Here is a 17,660-nt window from a genome sequence, read left to right as displayed (position 1 = left end):
GTGCCGAGATAAGTAAACCGGAAATTAATAATGGCTGAACCACGTTTCGTGCACCTGCGGGTGCATAGCGACTACTCCATGATCGATGGGCTGGCAAAAACCGGGCCGCTGGTAAAAAAGGCGGCCGCATTGGGCATGCCTGCGCTGGCGATCACCGATTTTACCAACCTTTGCGGCTTGGTGAAGTTCTATGGAGCGGGACACGGTGCCGGGATTAAGCCGATTGTCGGCGCGGATTTTCACGTCCAGAGCGAGCTGTTTGGCGACGAACTGACTCAGCTAACGGTGCTGGCGGCTAATAACGTTGGCTATCAAAACCTGACGCTACTGATTTCAAAAGCCTATCAACGTGGTTATGGTGCCGCGGGGCCGATTATCGACCGCGATTGGCTGGTCGAATTAAAAGAAGGGCTGATTTTGCTCTCCGGCGCACGGATGGGCGATGTTGGCCGCGCCTTGCTACGTGGTAATACGGTACTGGTTGAACAGTGTGCGGCATTTTATGAAGAGCACTTCCCCGACGCCTATTTCCTTGAGCTAATTCGTACCGGCCGACAGGATGAAGAAGCCTATCTGCACGCTGCGGTAGCGCTGGCGGAAACGCGCGGCCTGCCGGTGGTGGCGACCAATGACGTTCGCTTCCTTGAACCGGGTGACTTTGACGCCCATGAAATTCGCGTGGCTATCCACGACGGTTTCACCCTGGATGACCCAAAACGCCCGCGTAATTACTCTTCGCAGCAATATATGCGCAGCGAAGACGAGATGTGCGAGCTGTTCTCCGATATTCCGGAAGCGCTGGAAAACAGCGTTGAGATTGCTAAGCGCTGTAACGTAACGGTGCGCCTGGGCGAATACTTCCTGCCGCAGTTCCCGACTGGTGACATGACCACCGAGGATTTCCTCGTGGCAAAATCGCATGAAGGTCTGGAAGAGCGTCTGGAGTTCCTGTTCCCCGATCCACAAGAACGTGCGCAGAAGCGCCCGCCTTATGATGAACGTCTGGAAATTGAGCTGAAAGTTATCAACCAGATGGGCTTCCCGGGCTACTTCCTGATCGTAATGGAATTTATCCAGTGGTCGAAAGATAACGGCGTGCCGGTTGGACCTGGCCGTGGTTCCGGTGCAGGCTCGCTGGTGGCCTATGCGCTAAAAATTACCGACCTCGATCCGCTGGAATTTGACCTGCTGTTCGAACGCTTCCTTAACCCGGAACGTGTCTCGATGCCCGACTTCGACGTTGACTTCTGTATGGAGAAACGCGACCAGGTTATTGAACACGTGGCGGAAATGTACGGTCGTGATGCGGTTTCGCAGATTATCACCTTCGGTACCATGGCGGCGAAAGCGGTTATCCGCGACGTAGGCCGCGTACTGGGGCATCCGTACGGCTTCGTTGACCGTATCTCTAAGCTGGTGCCGCCCGATCCGGGGATGACGCTGGCTAAAGCCTTTGAAGCTGAACCGCAGCTGCCGGAAATTTACGAGGCCGATGAAGAGGTTCGCGCGCTGATCGACATGGCGCGTAAGCTGGAAGGGGTCACTCGTAACGCCGGTAAACACGCCGGTGGCGTGGTTATCGCGCCGACCAAAATTACCGATTTTGCGCCGCTGTACTGCGACGAGCAGGGGCTGCACCCGGTCACTCAGTTTGATAAGAACGACGTTGAATACGCCGGGCTGGTGAAGTTTGACTTCCTTGGCCTACGTACGCTCACCATCATCAACTGGGCGCTGGAGATGATCAACGCCCGCCGCGAACGCAACGGCGAGCCGCCGCTGGATATCGCAGCCATCCCGCTGGATGACAAGAAAAGCTTCGACATGCTGCAACGCTCGGAAACCACTGCGGTATTCCAGCTTGAATCCCGCGGCATGAAGGATCTGATCAAACGTCTGCAGCCGGACTGCTTCGAAGATATGATCGCACTGGTAGCTCTGTTCCGTCCGGGCCCACTGCAGTCGGGGATGGTAGATAACTTTATCGACCGTAAGCACGGGCGTGAAGAGATCTCCTATCCGGACGTTCAGTGGCAGCATGAGTGCCTGAAGCCGGTGCTGGAACCTACGTACGGCATTATCCTGTACCAGGAACAGGTTATGCAGATTGCCCAGGAGCTTTCCGGCTATACTCTGGGTGGCGCGGATATGCTGCGTCGTGCGATGGGTAAGAAAAAGCCCGAAGAGATGGCCAAGCAGCGCGGCACCTTTGAAGAAGGGGCGAAAAGCCGCGGTGTAGATGGCGAACTGGCGATGAAAATCTTTGACCTGGTGGAGAAATTCGCCGGTTATGGGTTTAACAAATCTCACTCCGCAGCCTATGCTCTGGTTTCGTACCAGACGTTGTGGTTGAAAGCGCACTATCCCGCCGAGTTTATGGCGGCGGTGATGACCGCCGATATGGACAACACCGAGAAGGTGGTTGGCCTGGTGGATGAGTGTTGGCGGATGGGGTTGAAAATCTTGCCGCCTGATATCAATTCCGGTTTATATCATTTCCACGTTAATCATGACGGGGAAATCGTGTATGGTATCGGCGCGATTAAAGGCGTCGGCGAAGGCCCAATTGAAGCGATCATTGAAGCGCGCAATAACGGGGGCTATTTCCGCGAGCTTTTTGATCTCTGTGCACGCACGGATACCAAGAAACTCAACCGCCGGGTGCTGGAAAAATTGATCATGTCCGGGGCCTTCGACCGCCTTGGGCCGCATCGCGCAGCGTTGATGAACTCGTTGGGTGACGCATTAAAAGCCGCTGACCAGCATGCGAAAGCAGAGGCGATTGGTCAGGCGGATATGTTCGGCGTGTTGGCCGAAGAGCCGGAGCAAATTGAGCAGTCGTACGCAAACTGCCAGCCCTGGCCTGAACACACGGTGCTGGAAGGTGAACGGGAAACGTTAGGCTTATACTTGACGGGTCACCCGATTAACCAGTACCTGAAAGAAATTGAGCGCTATGTCGGCGGCTATAGGCTAAAAGACATGCATCCGACAGAACGTGGTAAAGTGACCACGGCTGCGGGGCTCGTGATTGCCGCAAGGGTTATGGTCACCAAGCGCGGCAATCGTATCGGCATCTGTACGCTGGATGACCGCTCCGGGCGGCTAGAGGTGATGCTCTTCACCGAAGCTCTGGAAAAATACCAGCATCTGCTGGAAAACGACCGCATACTTATCGTCAGCGGACAGGTCAGCTTTGATGATTTCAGCGGCGGCCTTAAAATGATGGCCCGCGAAGTTATGGACATTGACGAAGCCCGGGAAAAATACGCTCGCGGGCTTGCTATCTCGCTGACGGACAGGCAAATTGATGACCAGCTTTTAAACCGACTCCGTCAGTCTCTGGAACCCCACCGTTCGGGAACCATTCCAGTACATCTCTACTATCAGAGGGCGGATGCACGTGCGCGGTTGCGTTTCGGTGCAACCTGGCGTGTCTCTCCGAGCGATCGTTTACTCAACGATCTGCGTAGCCTCATCGGTTCGGAGCAGGTGGAACTGGAGTTTGACTAATACAGGAATACTATGAGTCTGAATTTCCTTGATTTTGAACAGCCGATTGCAGAGCTGGAAGCAAAAATCGATTCTCTGACTGCGGTTAGCCGTCAGGATGAGAAACTGGATATTAATATCGACGAAGAAGTGCATCGTCTGCGCGAAAAAAGCGTAGAGCTGACGCGCAAAATCTTTGCCGATCTCGGCGCATGGCAGGTAGCCCAACTGGCGCGCCATCCACAGCGTCCGTACACCCTGGATTATGTCCGTCTGGCGTTTGATGAGTTTGACGAACTGGCAGGCGACCGCGCGTATGCCGACGACAAAGCTATCGTTGGTGGCATCGCTCGTCTGGACGGTCGCCCAGTGATGATCATTGGTCATCAGAAAGGTCGTGAAACCAAAGAAAAAATCCGTCGCAACTTCGGCATGCCGGCACCGGAAGGTTATCGCAAAGCCCTGCGTCTGATGGAAATGGCAGAACGCTTCAACATGCCGATTGTGACCTTCATCGACACCCCGGGTGCATACCCAGGCGTAGGCGCAGAAGAACGCGGCCAGTCTGAAGCTATTGCCCGTAACCTGCGTGAAATGTCACGTCTGAGCGTCCCGGTTATCTGCACCGTTATTGGTGAAGGTGGATCCGGTGGTGCACTGGCGATTGGCGTGGGCGATAAAGTGAATATGCTGCAGTACAGCACCTATTCCGTTATCTCTCCGGAAGGCTGTGCTTCCATTCTGTGGAAAAGCGCTGATAAAGCGCCGCTGGCGGCTGAAGCCATGGGCATCATCGCTCCGCGTCTGAAAGAACTGAAGCTTATCGATTCCATTATCCCGGAACCACTGGGCGGTGCGCACCGCAACCCGGAAGCTATTGCAGCATCACTGAAAGCGCAGCTGCTGGCAGACCTGGCAGACCTCGATGTGCTGAGCAAAGAAGACCTGCTCAATCGTCGTTACCAGCGCCTGATGACTTACGGCTACGCGTAATACCAACGTAAGACGTTCCTGAAAAGGGCCACAGTTTGTGGCCCTTTTTTATTACCTGCGGTCTACCTGCGCTATGATAGGTGAAGGTTTTCCAGGAGGAACGCATGAATATTATTGCCATTATGGGGCCGCACGGCGTCTACTACAAAGACGAGCCGGTAAAGGAGCTTGAGGCTGCGCTACTGTCGCAGGGCTTCAAAATTATCTGGCCGCAAAACAGCGCAGACCTGCTGAAATTGATTGAACACAACCCGCGTATTAGCGGGGTGATTTTTGACTGGGATGAATATAGCGTCGATCTTTGCGGCGAAATAAACCAGCTTAATGAATATCTGCCGCTTTACGCTTTTATTAATGCCCACTCCACGATGGATGTTAGCGCGCATGATATGCGCATGGCGCTGTGGTTCTTTGAATATGCCCTGGGTCAGGCCGACGATATCGCCACCCGCATTCGTCAGTATACCGACGAGTATCTCGATAACATCACGCCGCCGTTTACCAAAGCGTTATTTACCTACGTCACAGAAGGCAAATACACCTTCTGTACGCCAGGGCATATGGCGGGAACGGCTTATCAGAAAAGCCCGGTCGGCTGCCTGTTTTACGATTTCTTCGGTGCTAATACGTTGAAAGCGGATGTCTCGATTTCGGTGACTGAGCTGGGATCGCTGCTAGACCATACCGGCCCGCATCTGGAAGCCGAAGAGTATATTGCTCGCACCTTTGGTGCCGAGCAGAGTTATATGGTCACCAACGGCACCTCAACGTCGAATAAAATTGTTGGTATGTACGCCGCACCTAGCGGCAGCACGTTGCTGATTGACCGTAACTGCCATAAATCTCTGGCACATCTGTTGATGATGAACGACGTGGTGCCGTTGTGGCTGAAACCCACGCGTAACGCGCTGGGGATCCTGGGCGGCATCCCGAAGCGCGAATTTACCCGCGACAGCCTGCAACAGAAGGTGAATGCCACCGCTAACGCGCAGTGGCCGGTGCACGCGGTGATAACCAACTCCACCTACGATGGTTTGCTGTACAACACCAACTGGATCAAACAGACCCTCGACGTACCGTCTATTCATTTTGACTCGGCCTGGGTGCCGTACACCCATTTCCACCCGATCTATCAGGGGAAAAGCGGTATGAGCGGTGAGCGGGTACCGGGAAAAGTATTCTTTGAAACCCAGTCCACTCACAAAATGCTGGCGGCGCTGTCGCAGGCGTCGCTTATTCATATTAAAGGCGACTACGACGAAGATACTTTCAACGAAGCCTTTATGATGCATACCTCCACTTCGCCGAGCTATCCGATTGTGGCCTCTATCGAGACTGCGGCGGCAATGCTGCGTGGCAATCCCGGTAAACGGCTGATTAATCGTTCGGTAGAGCGGGCGCTGCATTTCCGTAAAGAAGTCCAGCGACTGCGGGAAGAGTCAGATAGCTGGTTCTTTGACATCTGGCAGCCGGAAGAGATTGACGAGGCAGAGTGCTGGCCGGTTTCGCCTGGCGAAGACTGGCACGGCTTTAGCGACGCGGATGCCGATCATATGTTCCTCGATCCGGTGAAGGTGACGATCCTGACGCCGGGAATGGACGAGCAGGGGAATATGAGCGATGAGGGGATCCCGGCGGCGCTGGTGGCAAAATATCTCGACGAGCACGGCGTGGTGGTGGAAAAAACCGGTCCCTATAATCTGCTGTTCCTGTTCAGCATCGGGATTGATAAAACCCGGGCAATGGGGCTGCTTCGCGGATTGACGGAGTTTAAACGCGCCTACGATCTCAACCTGCGGGTGAAAAACATGTTGCCGGATCTCTATGCCGAAGATCCTGATTTTTATCGCAACATGCGTATTCAGGATTTGGCTCAGGGGATCCATCGGTTGATTCGCCAGCACGATCTCCCAAGCTTAATGCTCAGAGCCTTTGACGTATTACCGGAGATGAAGCTGACGCCACACCGGGCGTGGCAAAAGCAGATTAAGGGCGAGGTAGAAACCATCGCGCTGGAAGATTTAGTGGGCCGCATTTCCGCGAATATGATCCTGCCCTATCCACCGGGCGTGCCGCTGCTGATGCCGGGGGAGATGATCACCACCGAGAGTCGCTCTGTACTCGACTTCCTGCTGATGCTTTGCTCTGTTGGGCGACATTATCCGGGCTTTGAAACCGATATCCATGGTGCAAAACGCGATGAAAACGGCGTTTACCGTGTGAGAGTCCTAAAAAGCCCTGAAGGGGTTGCGTGATATCGGCCTGCGCGGTTAACGTGCAGGAAAACGGTTAACGGAGAAACAGGATGCTGGGATTAAAACAGATTCATCACATTGCGATTATTGCCACCGATTATGCAAAAAGTAAGTCTTTTTACTGCGGCATTCTCGGCTTTACGCTGCAAAGCGAAGTTTATCGTGAAGCGCGTGATTCGTGGAAAGGCGACCTGGCATTAAACGGCCAATATGTGATTGAGCTGTTTTCCTTCCCGTTTCCTCCTGCGCGGCCAAGTCGTCCGGAGGCTTGCGGGCTTCGCCATCTGGCCTTCAGCGTCGATGATATTGACGCGGCCGTGGCGCACCTGACGGCTCATGGCGTAGCCTGCGAGGAGATTCGTGTCGATCCGTATACCGACAAGCGTTTTACCTTTTTCAACGATCCTGACGGCCTGCCGCTGGAGCTGTATCAGCAGTAAGGCTTGTCAGCACTAGCCCGGACGGGTAACGTGCCGGGCTACACTCTCTTTCATGATATGACGATGACCCAACCATCACTTGTGCAACAGCTCTCCCCGCACCGCCAGTTTCTGGTGGCGTTTAGCGGTGGCCTGGATTCGACGGTGCTGCTGCATCAACTGGTCTGCTGGCGACAGCAGGATCCTTCCATTGTGCTGCGGGCGATACATATCCACCACGGAATTAGCGCCAATGCTGATAGCTGGGTGGCACACTGCCAGCAGGTCTGTGACGCCTGGCAGGTCCCGTTGGTGGTTGAGCGGGTCACGCTGGCGCAACGCGGCATCGGGCTGGAGGCTGAAGCCAGAGATGCGCGCTACCGGGCGTTCCGCGATGCGCTAATACCTGGAGAAGTGCTGGTAACGGCACAGCATCTGGACGACCAAAGCGAAACGCTGCTGCTGGCGCTTAAGCGAGGGAGCGGGCCTGCGGGACTGGCGGCCATGCCTTTTTGCACGGCGTTTGCCAATACACAGCTTATGCGCCCGCTGTTGCACGAGACGCGAGACGCCCTGCTGCAGTGGGCGACTACTCATGCGCTGACGTGGATTGAAGACGAGAGCAATCAGGATGATACCTACGACCGCAATTTCCTGCGCCTGCGGGTATTGCCGCTACTCAATCAGCGCTGGCCGCACTTTGCGCAGGCAGCTGCGCGAAGTGCCGAGCTGTGCGGTGAGCAGGAGCAACTGCTGGATGAGCTGCTGGCAGGTGAACTCTCTCGATTGGTTTCTCCCGAAGGCGCGCTGGCTATTGAACCACTGGCGGCGATGAGTGCACCAAAGCGGGCGGCGCTTTTACGGCGCTGGCTGGCAGGGCACCATGCGCCGATGCCGTCGCGCGAAATGTTGGCTCGCTTATGGCAGGAAGTTGCGCTGGCGCGTGAGGATGCGACACCGTGTGTACGGCTGGGGAGCTTTGACGTTCGTCGTTTCCAGCAAAGACTGTGGTGGGTGAAGGCGCAGGCCGGACAAACGGAAACGGTCCTGCCGTGGGCGGATCCCCGCACTTTACTGATGCTACCGGATAGTCTCGGCGAGCTACGTCTGGTTCCTCGGGGGAATATTCGCTTCGCACGAGCGGATGAAACAGTCACTGTGCGCTTTAAAGCGCCGGGGATGCTGCATATTGTTGGCCGCAACGGTGGGCGTAAGCTGAAAAAAATCTGGCAGGAGCTAGGCGTACCGCCCTGGCGGCGAGATACCACACCGCTGCTGTTTTACGGTGAGACGTTGATTGCGGCAGCAGGGTACTTTGTCACTCAGGACGGAGTCTGTGATGCGGAAAACGGTGTCACATTACGGTGGGAGAAAACGGGCAGCTAAGCCGCCCGTTTCTGAATTATGACTCGCTAACAACCACGGTGCCGATTTCGGGGTGGCTGAAGCTGGTTATGCGGTCAAGCCGCAGCTCGCGGAGTTCACCCGCGCTATCGACGACCAGGTATTCCACGTTCTTACGGGAGACCAGATCGTGTGCTTTGGCTTTCAGCACTTCGCCGTCTTTCAGTTCCAGCGCCAGAACGAGATGGTGCTGGCAGGCGAGCTCGAGATTGTCATAGTCATCGCAATTGATGGGTTGATAAGTATCATTCATCGACATAATCGCTCACCAGTAAGTTTGCCGCTGCATAGGCAGCTTTGTCCCTGACTGACGCAGAAAGGGCGTCATCCGCCGCAACTTCGTTCAAAACTTTCAGTACACAGCCCAGCGCATCCGGGATATACCCCAAATCACCGCTGGCAATTTCCGCATAGCGTTGACGAATTAATTCACAATAGTTGCCCACATGTCCTCCTGTCAGCGCTTCAATTAAGCCTATGAAGATAATCTCTGTTTAGCAAGGTGACTATATCATACTCATTTAAGCATTATCAGCGAGATGAGCGTCGGCAGATGCAATTCGGGACAGCCTTTTGCCCTTGATTTCGCTACAATGAGCCCCATTTTTCGCAGGAGTTACCCCATGGCGCTGAAAGCAACAATTTATAAAGCGGTGGTCAATGTAGCGGATATCGACCGCAACCAGTTTCTGGACGCGTCTTTAACGCTGGCCCGTCACCCGTCTGAAACCCAGGAACGCATGATGCTGCGGCTGCTGGCGTGGATAAAATACGCCGATGAACGTCTGCAGTTCACCCGCGGCCTTTCCTCTGAGGATGAGCCGGAAGTGTGGCTGCGCAACGATCATCTGGGGATCGACCTGTGGATTGAGCTGGGCCTGCCGGATGAGCGGCGGATTAAGAAAGCCTGCAGCCAGTCGCAAGAAGTAGCGCTGTTTACCTACAACAGCCGCTCGGCAGAAATCTGGTGGCAGCAAAACCAAAGCAAAATGGCTGGCTTTAAAAACTTAAGCATCTGGTATCTGGATGATGAGCAGTTGGCAAAACTCAGCGCTTTTGCCGAGCGTACGATGACCCTGCAAGCGACGCTGCAGGAAGGCGCAATTTGGCTTTCTGATGCTCAGAATAATCTGGAAATTCATTTTACGGCGTGGCAGACGCCAGCATGATTACGCTTTCCGGGCAGGTCAGTATTTCGGATGATGAGCTAACGATCACCGCGATTCGCGCCCAGGGGGCGGGCGGTCAGCATGTGAATAAGACCTCAACGGCGATTCATTTGCGTTTTGACATCCGGGCCTCCAGCCTGCCAGAGTATTATAAAGAGCGCCTGCTGGCCGCCAGTCACCACTTAATTTCTGCTGACGGTGTGATTATCATTAAGGCGCAGGAGTACCGCAGCCAGGAGATGAACCGTGAAGCGGCGATAGCTCGCCTGGTGGCGGTAATCCAAACGCTAACGACAGAACAAAAGAGCCGGCGCCCGACGCGCCCAACGCGCGCGTCAAAAGAGCGGCGGCTGACCTCTAAAGCGCAAAAGTCTTCTGTGAAGTCGATGCGTGGCAAGGTTAGCTACTAAGCTGAATGTGGATGTAATAAGAATAAGGAATTGAGGGTGAAAAAAGCGATATTGGCCATTGCGGCCACCGGGATGCTGTTTGGGCTTTTCGGCTGTAATAATTCGGAAATGGCGGCGCTAAAGCCGACTCAACCCGCAGAGTTAACGCCAATGCAGCAGAGCTGGCGCGGCGTGATTCCGTGTGCCGATTGTGAAGGTATTGAAACCTCGCTGTTCCTCGGTAAGGACGGAACCTGGGTGATGAACGATCACTATCAGGGCGTAAACCGCGAACCGTCTTCGTTCGGTTCCTACGGTACCTGGGCGCGTACTGCCGATAAACTGGTGCTGACCGACAGCCATGGCGAGAAATCTTTCTATCGCGCGAAAGGCGATAAGCTGGAGATGCTCGACCGTGAAGGCAACCCGATTGATTCTAAGCTGAATTATACGCTTGAGCCGGTCAAAGCGAGTCTGCCAACGACGCCGATGGCGATGCGTGGGATGTACTTCTATATGGCAGATGCCGCCACCTTTACCGATTGTGCCACCGGCAAACGTGTTGCAGTTGCGAATAATGCGCAGCTGGAACGTGATTACGCCGCTTCAAGGGGAAGCGATAGCAAACCGGTGCTGCTGATGGTGGAAGGGCACTTTACCCTCGAGCCTAATCCAGATACCGGCGCGATGGTGAAAACGCTGGTCGCCAGCAAAGAAGCGAAGTTTGTCCCTGGTAAAGACTGCACGAGCAAATAAAGGTAACAACACCGGTACCGAATTATTCGGCTACGACTCGTGACTGCTAAAGTAAAAAGCCTCGCTTAAAGCGAGGCTTTTTTTGTCACCGGGGCGGTGTTAATACCGCCTTCGGATGATTAACCTTTAATGGCTTTCACCAGGTAATCAACGATATCACCGGTTTTTATCAGCTGCTTGTCACCGTTACGACGGTATTTGTATTCAATATCGTCGTTGTCGAGGTTACGGTCGCCCAGCACGATGGTGTGCGGAATACCGATAAGCTCCATGTCAGCAAACATCACGCCTGGACGCTCTTTACGGTCATCCATCAGCACTTCGATACCCTGCGCACGCAGTTCTGCGTACAGTTTCTCAGCCAGTTCCTGCACACGGTAGGACTTGTGCATGTTCATTGGCAGGATAGCGACCTGGAAAGGCGCAATGGCGTCTGGCCACAGAATGCCGCGATCGTCAAAGTTCTGCTCGATGGCTGCAGCCACCACGCGAGTTACCCCGATACCGTAGCAACCCATGGTCAGGATCTGGTTACGACCGTCTTCACCCTGTACGGAGGCTTTCATCGCTTCAGAGTACTTAGTACCCAGCTGGAAGATGTGGCCCACTTCGATACCGCGCTTAATCAGCAGGGTACCCTTACCGTCCGGGCTTGGATCGCCGGCAACTACGTTACGGATATCAGCAACTTCTGGGGTTGCCACGTCGCGGTCCCAGTTGATACCGAAGTAGTGTTTACCGTCGATGTTCGCGCCAGCGGCGAAATCGCTCATTGCCGCAACGGTACGGTCGATAACTACCGGAATTGGCATGTTCACTGGACCCAGAGAGCCAGGACCGGCTTCAACCAGCGCACGGATTTCAGCTTCGGTGGCGAAGGTCAGCGGGCTGGCAACCTGCGCCAGCTTTTCAGCTTTAACTTCGTTCAGCTCGTGATCGCCGCGAACCAGCAGGGCAACCAGTGGAGACTTGCTGCCTTCCACGGCTTTCACCAGCAGGGTTTTCACGGTTTTCTCGATTGGCAGATTGAACTGCTCTACCAGCTCAGCGATGGTTTTCGCGTTAGGCGTATCAACCAGCGTCATTTCCTGAGTGGCAGCGGCGCGCGGCTCTTTTGGCGCCACGGCTTCTGCAAACTCGATGTTGGCAGCGTAGTCAGAAGAATCAGAGAAGATCACATCATCTTCGCCGCTCTGCGCCAGCACCTGGAATTCGTGAGAAGCGCTACCGCCGATAGAACCGGTGTCAGCCTGTACCGCGCGGAAGTCCAGACCCATACGGCTGAAGATCTTGCTGTAGGCCGCGTACATCGCGTCGTAGGTTTCCTGCAAAGATTCCTGGGAGGTATGGAAAGAGTAAGCATCTTTCATCAGGAACTCACGAGAGCGCATCACGCCGAAACGTGGGCGGACTTCGTCACGGAACTTGGTCTGGATCTGGAAGAAGTTCAGCGGCAGCTGTTTGTAAGAGCTCAGCTCGTTACGAATCAGGTCGGTGATCACTTCTTCGTGCGTTGGGCCAAGGACGAAAGAACGGTCGCCACGGTCAACAAAGCGCAGCAGCTCCGGGCCGTACTGTTCCCAGCGACCGCTCTCCTGCCACAGTTCAGCGGGCTGAACCACGGGCATAGACACCTCGATGGCACCGGCGTTGTTCATCTCTTCACGCACGATGTTTTCGACTTTTTTCAGGACGCGCAGACCGGTCGGCAGCCAGGCATATAACCCAGAGGCCAGTTTGCGGATCATCCCGGCGCGCAGCATCAGCTGGTGGCTGATGACCTCAGCGTCGGCAGGTGTCTCCTTCAGAGTGGAGAGCAGATATTGGCTAGTACGCATGTTGTTACGGTTCCAGTTGGACGACAAAACAGGCTCAAAACGGGCCTGGCACAAAAACAAAGTGGTTTAGTTTACCAGCGAGAAAGAGATGTCAAAAGAGAGCGCGGAGAAATTACCGGGTTTCCAGAGCAAAGACTTCAAATCCTGACGTTGTCACACGCCAGCGGACGTTAAAATCCAGCAGCCAGACGGCGTAGGTTTTTCCTTCTTCCTCGTTTTTACGATAGGCCGGACGCGGGTCTTGTGCCAGCACTTCGGCTATAAACTGACGCAGGTGCGGGTAACGTTTCTCCAGCCCGACAAGTTGCTCGGTAATCTCTGTACTGAACGTGACATCAATACTCGCCTGAGGCGCATCCTGAGCGTAGCTGGCGCGCGCATCCGGCAGGGACTCGGCAAACGGCAGATAGGGTTTGATATCCACCACCGGAGTACCGTCAACTAAATCCAGCCCGCCCAGCTCCAGAATGACGTGCTCTTTATGGCAGCGAATATCGCGCAGCTCAACAAGCGACATACCTATAGGGTTAGGACGGAAGGTTGAACGGGTGGCGAAAACGCCCATACGCGCATTACCGCCTAACCGGGGAGGGCGTACCGTTGGGCGCCAGCCACCTTCCATCGTCTGATGGAAAACAAATAGCACCCACAGATGGCTGAACGCTTCCAGGCCGCGCACGGCATCGGCCTGGTTGTAGGGCGGCAGAAGATGCAGCTCGCCGCTGCAGCTTTTGACCAGCCCTGGCTGGCGTGGCACCGCAAACTTCTCTTTATAAGGAGAGCGGATAACGCCTATTTGTTCAAATGAGAAACGGCTCATTTCGCACTAACGTTGAGCGCCGAACCCACGCATACCGCCTGGCGGTAACAGCCTGGCGCACCGCTGGTGACTTCGCAGCTATGCAGCAAGACGGCATTCGCTTTCATTTTAGAGGCGTTAATTTGCATGCGCTTGCGAGCGGTTGGAATATTAGGAGGGGAATCCTGATTCGTCGCTTGGCATGAATCACCGGACACTTCGCCTAAGTCGCGGAATGGTTTGCCGACCAGGTCTTCAGCATTAGTGATAATTCTAACCGGCGTAGGGCGTGGCGCTTTCGGTTTCGCGGTCTCCGTTTTGACGGGGGTCGCAGTGCTTTGAATAGGTTCAACAGGAGATCTGTTTAGCATTGAGCAGCCACCTAACAGGAGTGCTAATAAACAGACCGGTAAAGCACGCATAGTATTTCCTCGATATGGGGTAGACCAGGGGCTATTGAATCAGGTGCTTGCATAAATGACAAGACGGGCATGCGCCCGTCTTGAAAGATACTGCTTAGCGGTAATGCGATTACCAGCCTTTAACAGCGCCGCCGTTGAAGATTTTGTTCGCTGCTTCGTACACTTCGTCAGACTGGTAAGCCTGAACGAATTTTTTCACGTTTTCAGCGTCTTTGTTGTCTTCACGTGAAACGATCATGTTCACGTAAGGAGAGTCTTTGCCTTCAACGAAGATACCGTCTTTCGCTGGAGTCAGGTTAATCTGGCTAGCGTAAGTGGTGTTGATGACGGCCAGAGCAATCTGTGCATCGTCCAGTGAACGTGGCAGTTGCGGTGCTTCCAGCTCAACAATCTTCAGGTTTTTCGGGTTTTCGGTGACGTCCAGCACGGTTGGCAGCAGACCTACGTCATCTTTCAGTTTGATCAGACCTTCTTTTTGCAGCAGCAGCAGGGAACGGCCGAGGTTAGTCGGATCGTTCGGAACGGCAATCTGGGAACCCGGCTGCAGCTCGTCCAGAGATTTGATTTTCTTAGAGTAGCCAGCAATTGGGTAAACGAAGGTGTTACCGACGGAAACCAGTTTGTAGCCACGGTCTTTAATCTGCTGATCCAGGTACGGTTTGTGCTGGAAGGCGTTAGCATCGATATCGCCTTTGCTCAGCGCTTCGTTCGGCAGAACGTAGTCGTTGAAGGTCACCAGCTCTACGTCCAGACCGTATTTTTCTTTCGCCACTTTCTGCGCGACTTCAGCAACCTGCTGTTCCGCACCGACGATGACGCCGACTTTAATATGGTTAGGATCTTTTTCATCCTGGCCGCAACCAACAAGTGCCAGAGAACCAATCAGGGCTCCAACTGCCGCAAAGGTTTTAAACTTGAACGCCATGCTTATATCCTTAAACTTTTGAGTTGTGTTGTGTGTAACGCTATTTATGAGTGACTGCCCGAACGATACGATCGCCAGATAGTTGAATTAAATAAACCAGAACGACCAGCAATACCAGTACTGTATTCATCACGGTGGCATTATAGCCAATGTAACCGTACTGATAGCCAATCTGACCCAGCCCGCCAGCACCAACGGCACCGCCCATTGCGGAGTAGCCAACCAGCGTAATCAGAGTAATAGTCGCCGCATTCACCAGACCCGGCATGGCTTCCGGCAGCAGAACTTTGCAGACGATTTGCATTGGCGTGGCGCCCATGGCGCGTGACGCTTCAATTAAACCGGTTGGGATTTCCAGCAGGGCGTTTTCCACCATACGGGCGATGAACGGCGCGGCGCCTACGGTCAGTGGCACGATGGCGGCCTGTAAACCAATTGAGGTTCCGACGATCACGCGGGTAAACGGAATCATCCATACCAGTAAGATAATGAACGGGATGGAGCGGAAGATGTTGACCAGCGCGGAGAGCACGCGATACACCTTGCCGTTCTCGATAATTTGTCCCGGACGGGTGACATATAAAAGCACGCCAACCGGAAGGCCAATCACGAAGCCGAAAAAGCCCGACACGAATGTCATCGCCAGCGTTTCCCAGACGCCGCGCGCCAGTAACCACATCATGGCCTCAGACATATCCCAGTACCTCTACTTTTACATGGTGTTGCTGCAACCAGGCGATGGCTGCTTGCGTATCTTCAGGTGTGCCGTGCATTTCCGTCAGCATGATGCCGAACTTCACGCCGCCTGCGTAATCCATCTGCGCGCTAATAATGTTGTTATTAACGTTAAAGCGACGCGCGGTTTCTGACAGCAGCGGTGCGTCGACCGATTGGCCGGTGAACTCCATACGCAGCATCGGTACGCTATCGGCGTTTTGCTGTGCTTTAAGACGTGCCTGGTAATCTTCCGGGATATCCAGATGCAGCGTGGCCTGAATAAACTGCTGAGCCAGCGGCGTCTTCGGATGAGAGAACATCTCGCTCACCGTATCTTGTTCAATCAGTTCGCCGTTGCTGATCACCGCGACGCAGTCGCAGATGCGCTTCACTACGTCCATTTCATGGGTGATAAGCAAAATGGTCAGCCCCAGGCGACGGTTGATATCTTTCAGCAGTTCCAGGATTGAGCGGGTGGTTGCTGGATCTAATGCGCTGGTGGCTTCATCACACAGCAGCACCTTAGGATTGCTGGCCAGCGCACGGGCAATGGCCACGCGCTGTTTTTGTCCGCCGGAAAGGTTCGCCGGGTAGCTATCGTGTTTATCGCCCAGACCTACGAGATCCAGTAATTCGGTGACACGACGCTTGATTTCATCTTTTGGCGTATTGTCGAGTTCCAGCGGCAGCGCAACGTTACCAAATACGGTACGTGAAGAGAGCAGGTTAAAGTGCTGGAAGATCATGCCAATCTGACGACGAGCTTTAGTCAGTTCGGTCTCAGATAATGCAGTCAGATCCTGGCCGCCGACCTGAACGCTGCCCTCGGTTGGGCGCTCAAGCAGGTTTACGCAGCGAATCAGCGTACTTTTACCTGCACCGGATGCGCCAATGACGCCATAAATTTGTCCGGCGGGCACGTGCAGGCTAACGTTATTTAGCGCCTGTATCGTACGGTGGCCCTGCTGGAACACTTTGGTGATATTCGAAAGTTTAATCATTAGATTATTTATTATCGGTTAGGTGTTATCCACGGCATTTTGTTCTGCCAGAGACGGGCGATGACCGTCAACAAAACGGATGTTAAGGCATCTAGACGGCTAAATCAATCTTCTTTATGCGATCGTCGCTTTCTTGCTTGTTGAAACATGCGATACTAAAGACACATGCCTTATTCAGGAGTAACACGGTGGCAAAGTCCGTACCCGCAATTTTTCTCGATCGTGATGGCACGATTAATGTCGATCATGGCTACGTCCATGAAATTGATGATTTCGAATTTATCGATGGCGTCATTGACGCAATGCGTGAATTAAAAGAAATGGGCTATGCCCTGGTGCTGGTCACTAACCAATCGGGTATTGCTCGCGGGAAATTTACCGAAGCGCAGTTTGAAACGCTGACGGAATGGATGGACTGGTCATTGGCCGACCGCGGTGTGGATCTTGATGGCATCTATTTCTGTCCGCACCACCCGCAGGGAACAGTCGAAGAGTACCGCCAGGTATGCGACTGTCGAAAACCGCATCCGGGAATGTTCAAGTCGGCGCAGGAATATCTGCACATTGATATGTCTTCTTCTTATATGGTTGGCGACAAAATTGAAGACATGCAGGCAGCTGCCGCAGCGAACGTTGGCATGAAAGTGCTGGTGCGTACCGGTAAACCTGTCACCGAAGATGCGGAAAAAGCCGCGGATTGGGTGATTAATAGCCTCGCAGACCTGCCAGCCGCTATCAAAAAGCAGAAATAAACGGCAAAAAGGTGAAAAGGTGAGCGGTTGAGAAAAAAATGCATTTTTCCTCTTGTCAGCCTGAAATTACCCCCTATAATGCGGCCCCACTGAGACGGAACAACGGCAAACAAGCCACCGGGTCAGCGGGGTTCTCCTGAGAACGTCGGCAGAGAAAAGCGAAATTAAACGCTTGACTCTGAAAGAGGAAAGCGTAATATACGCCACCTCGCAACAGTGAGCGAAAGCCGTGTTGCACTGCTCTTTAACAATTTATCAGACAATCTGTGTGGGCACTCGAAGATACGGATTCTTAAACGTCGCAAGACGCTAAATGAATACCAAGTCTC

General features: G+C 54.0%; 17 protein-coding genes. 9 read left to right on the top strand and 8 right to left on the bottom strand.

Annotation, left to right across the window (positions count from 1 at the left end; all coding sequences use genetic code 11):
- Window positions 1-30: 30 nt before the first annotated feature.
- The 5 genes from dnaE (at window position 31) to tilS (ending at window position 8,545) form a co-directional block, all read left to right on the top strand.
- A complete protein-coding gene (dnaE, locus tag ABOC97_RS09105; RefSeq protein ID WP_349596581.1) occupies window positions 31-3,513 on the top strand; it encodes a DNA polymerase III subunit alpha in 3,483 nt (1,160 codons plus the stop codon).
- 12 nt (window positions 3,514-3,525) lie between these two features.
- Window positions 3,526-4,485 carry an acetyl-CoA carboxylase carboxyl transferase subunit alpha gene (gene accA, locus ABOC97_RS09100; protein WP_061282434.1) on the top strand — a complete coding sequence of 320 codons (960 nt, stop codon included), beginning with the start codon at window positions 3,526-3,528 and terminating at the stop codon, window positions 4,483-4,485.
- A 104-nt stretch (window positions 4,486-4,589) separates the two neighbouring features.
- Window positions 4,590-6,740 carry a lysine decarboxylase LdcC gene (gene ldcC, locus ABOC97_RS09095; RefSeq protein ID WP_349596577.1) on the top strand — a complete coding sequence of 717 codons (2,151 nt, stop codon included), beginning with the start codon at window positions 4,590-4,592 and terminating at the stop codon, window positions 6,738-6,740.
- Window positions 6,741-6,790: 50 nt separating this feature from the next.
- The gene (locus tag ABOC97_RS09090) at window positions 6,791-7,180 is read left to right on the top strand and encodes a VOC family protein (RefSeq protein WP_349596574.1); all 390 of its coding nucleotides are present in this window, start codon (window positions 6,791-6,793) and stop codon (window positions 7,178-7,180) included.
- A gap of 57 nt (window positions 7,181-7,237) precedes the next feature.
- The gene (tilS, locus tag ABOC97_RS09085) at window positions 7,238-8,545 is read left to right on the top strand and encodes a tRNA lysidine(34) synthetase TilS (protein WP_349596966.1); all 1,308 of its coding nucleotides are present in this window, start codon (window positions 7,238-7,240) and stop codon (window positions 8,543-8,545) included.
- 16 nt (window positions 8,546-8,561) lie between these two features.
- On the opposite strand, the gene rof is transcribed toward tilS, so the two are convergent.
- Together rof and ABOC97_RS09075 are read right to left on the bottom strand one after the other, a co-directional pair.
- Window positions 8,562-8,822 carry a Rho-binding antiterminator gene (gene rof, locus ABOC97_RS09080; RefSeq protein ID WP_349596572.1) on the bottom strand — a complete coding sequence of 87 codons (261 nt, stop codon included), beginning with the start codon at window positions 8,820-8,822 and terminating at the stop codon, window positions 8,562-8,564.
- Entirely contained in the window at window positions 8,809-9,009 is a 201-nt protein-coding gene (locus tag ABOC97_RS09075; protein WP_234505107.1) for a YaeP family protein, read from the bottom strand. Before ABOC97_RS09075 ends, rof begins: the two co-directional genes overlap by 14 nt.
- 177 nt (window positions 9,010-9,186) lie before the next feature.
- Here ABOC97_RS09075 and ABOC97_RS09070 point away from each other — a divergent pair, with 177 nt between their 5' ends.
- From ABOC97_RS09070 to nlpE, 3 genes are read left to right on the top strand one after another with little or no spacing between them, the layout of a single operon-like run.
- Entirely contained in the window at window positions 9,187-9,732 is a 546-nt protein-coding gene (locus ABOC97_RS09070) for a YaeQ family protein (RefSeq protein WP_349596569.1), read from the top strand.
- Window positions 9,729-10,142: an alternative ribosome rescue aminoacyl-tRNA hydrolase ArfB gene (gene arfB / locus ABOC97_RS09065; RefSeq protein WP_349596566.1), complete on the top strand. Its 414-nt coding sequence runs from the start codon at window positions 9,729-9,731 to the stop codon at window positions 10,140-10,142. The genes ABOC97_RS09070 and arfB overlap by 4 nt, the downstream gene beginning before the upstream one ends.
- Window positions 10,143-10,178: 36 nt before the next feature.
- Entirely contained in the window at window positions 10,179-10,877 is a 699-nt protein-coding gene (gene nlpE, locus ABOC97_RS09060) for an envelope stress response activation lipoprotein NlpE (RefSeq protein WP_349596563.1), read from the top strand.
- Between the two features lie 119 nt (window positions 10,878-10,996).
- On the opposite strand, the gene proS is transcribed toward nlpE, so the two are convergent.
- The 6 genes from proS to metN all read right to left on the bottom strand — a co-directional run bounded on the left by proS (window position 10,997) and on the right by metN (window position 16,579).
- A complete protein-coding gene (proS, locus tag ABOC97_RS09055; protein WP_234505098.1) occupies window positions 10,997-12,715 on the bottom strand; it encodes a proline--tRNA ligase in 1,719 nt (572 codons plus the stop codon).
- 112 nt (window positions 12,716-12,827) lie between these two features.
- Window positions 12,828-13,535, bottom strand: coding sequence for a tRNA (N6-threonylcarbamoyladenosine(37)-N6)-methyltransferase TrmO (gene tsaA / locus ABOC97_RS09050; RefSeq protein ID WP_349596559.1), 708 nt, complete (start codon window positions 13,533-13,535; stop codon window positions 12,828-12,830).
- The gene (rcsF, locus tag ABOC97_RS09045) at window positions 13,532-13,936 is read right to left on the bottom strand and encodes an Rcs stress response system protein RcsF (RefSeq protein ID WP_234505094.1); all 405 of its coding nucleotides are present in this window, start codon (window positions 13,934-13,936) and stop codon (window positions 13,532-13,534) included. Before rcsF ends, tsaA begins: the two co-directional genes overlap by 4 nt.
- Before the next feature lie 109 nt (window positions 13,937-14,045).
- Window positions 14,046-14,861, bottom strand: a complete 816-nt coding sequence (gene metQ / locus ABOC97_RS09040) for a methionine ABC transporter substrate-binding lipoprotein MetQ (protein WP_234505092.1) — start codon at window positions 14,859-14,861, stop codon at window positions 14,046-14,048.
- A gap of 40 nt (window positions 14,862-14,901) precedes the next feature.
- Window positions 14,902-15,555 (bottom strand): methionine ABC transporter permease MetI, encoded by a 654-nt coding sequence (locus tag ABOC97_RS09035; RefSeq protein WP_234505090.1) that lies wholly within the window; start codon window positions 15,553-15,555, stop codon window positions 14,902-14,904.
- A complete protein-coding gene (gene metN / locus ABOC97_RS09030) occupies window positions 15,548-16,579 on the bottom strand; it encodes a methionine ABC transporter ATP-binding protein MetN (RefSeq protein WP_349596554.1) in 1,032 nt (343 codons plus the stop codon). The genes ABOC97_RS09035 and metN overlap by 8 nt, the downstream gene beginning before the upstream one ends.
- 188 nt (window positions 16,580-16,767) lie before the next feature.
- Between metN and gmhB the strand changes: the two genes are divergently transcribed.
- Entirely contained in the window at window positions 16,768-17,331 is a 564-nt protein-coding gene (gene gmhB, locus ABOC97_RS09025) for a D-glycero-beta-D-manno-heptose 1,7-bisphosphate 7-phosphatase (protein ID WP_234505086.1), read from the top strand.
- The last annotated feature ends 329 nt before the right edge of the window (window positions 17,332-17,660 follow it).

This window comes from Kluyvera huaxiensis, from assembly GCF_040149365.1.
Classification (GTDB): domain Bacteria; phylum Pseudomonadota; class Gammaproteobacteria; order Enterobacterales; family Enterobacteriaceae; genus Kluyvera; species Kluyvera intermedia_A.
The sequence above is the reverse complement of the archived record's forward strand: the minus strand, read 5'-3'. Positions and strand labels throughout refer to the sequence as shown.

Excerpts from the sequence above, each read along its gene's own strand:
- dnaE (WP_349596581.1), top strand. The coding sequence starts at position 31 with ATGGCTGAACCACGTTTCGTGCACCTGCGGGTGCATAGCGACTACTCC.
- accA (WP_061282434.1), top strand. The coding sequence starts at position 3,526 with ATGAGTCTGAATTTCCTTGATTTTGAACAGCCGATTGCAGAGCTGGAA.
- ldcC (WP_349596577.1), top strand. The coding sequence starts at position 4,590 with ATGAATATTATTGCCATTATGGGGCCGCACGGCGTCTACTACAAAGAC.
- ABOC97_RS09090 (WP_349596574.1), top strand. The coding sequence starts at position 6,791 with ATGCTGGGATTAAAACAGATTCATCACATTGCGATTATTGCCACCGAT.
- tilS (WP_349596966.1), top strand. The coding sequence starts at position 7,238 with ATGACGATGACCCAACCATCACTTGTGCAACAGCTCTCCCCGCACCGC.
- rof (WP_349596572.1), bottom strand. The coding sequence starts at position 8,822 with ATGTCGATGAATGATACTTATCAACCCATCAATTGCGATGACTATGAC.
- ABOC97_RS09070 (WP_349596569.1), top strand. The coding sequence starts at position 9,187 with ATGGCGCTGAAAGCAACAATTTATAAAGCGGTGGTCAATGTAGCGGAT.
- arfB (WP_349596566.1), top strand. The coding sequence starts at position 9,729 with ATGATTACGCTTTCCGGGCAGGTCAGTATTTCGGATGATGAGCTAACG.
- proS (WP_234505098.1), bottom strand. The coding sequence starts at position 12,715 with ATGCGTACTAGCCAATATCTGCTCTCCACTCTGAAGGAGACACCTGCC.
- tsaA (WP_349596559.1), bottom strand. The coding sequence starts at position 13,535 with ATGAGCCGTTTCTCATTTGAACAAATAGGCGTTATCCGCTCTCCTTAT.
- rcsF (WP_234505094.1), bottom strand. The coding sequence starts at position 13,936 with ATGCGTGCTTTACCGGTCTGTTTATTAGCACTCCTGTTAGGTGGCTGC.
- metQ (WP_234505092.1), bottom strand. The coding sequence starts at position 14,861 with ATGGCGTTCAAGTTTAAAACCTTTGCGGCAGTTGGAGCCCTGATTGGT.
- ABOC97_RS09035 (WP_234505090.1), bottom strand. The coding sequence starts at position 15,555 with ATGTCTGAGGCCATGATGTGGTTACTGGCGCGCGGCGTCTGGGAAACG.
- metN (WP_349596554.1), bottom strand. The coding sequence starts at position 16,579 with ATGATTAAACTTTCGAATATCACCAAAGTGTTCCAGCAGGGCCACCGT.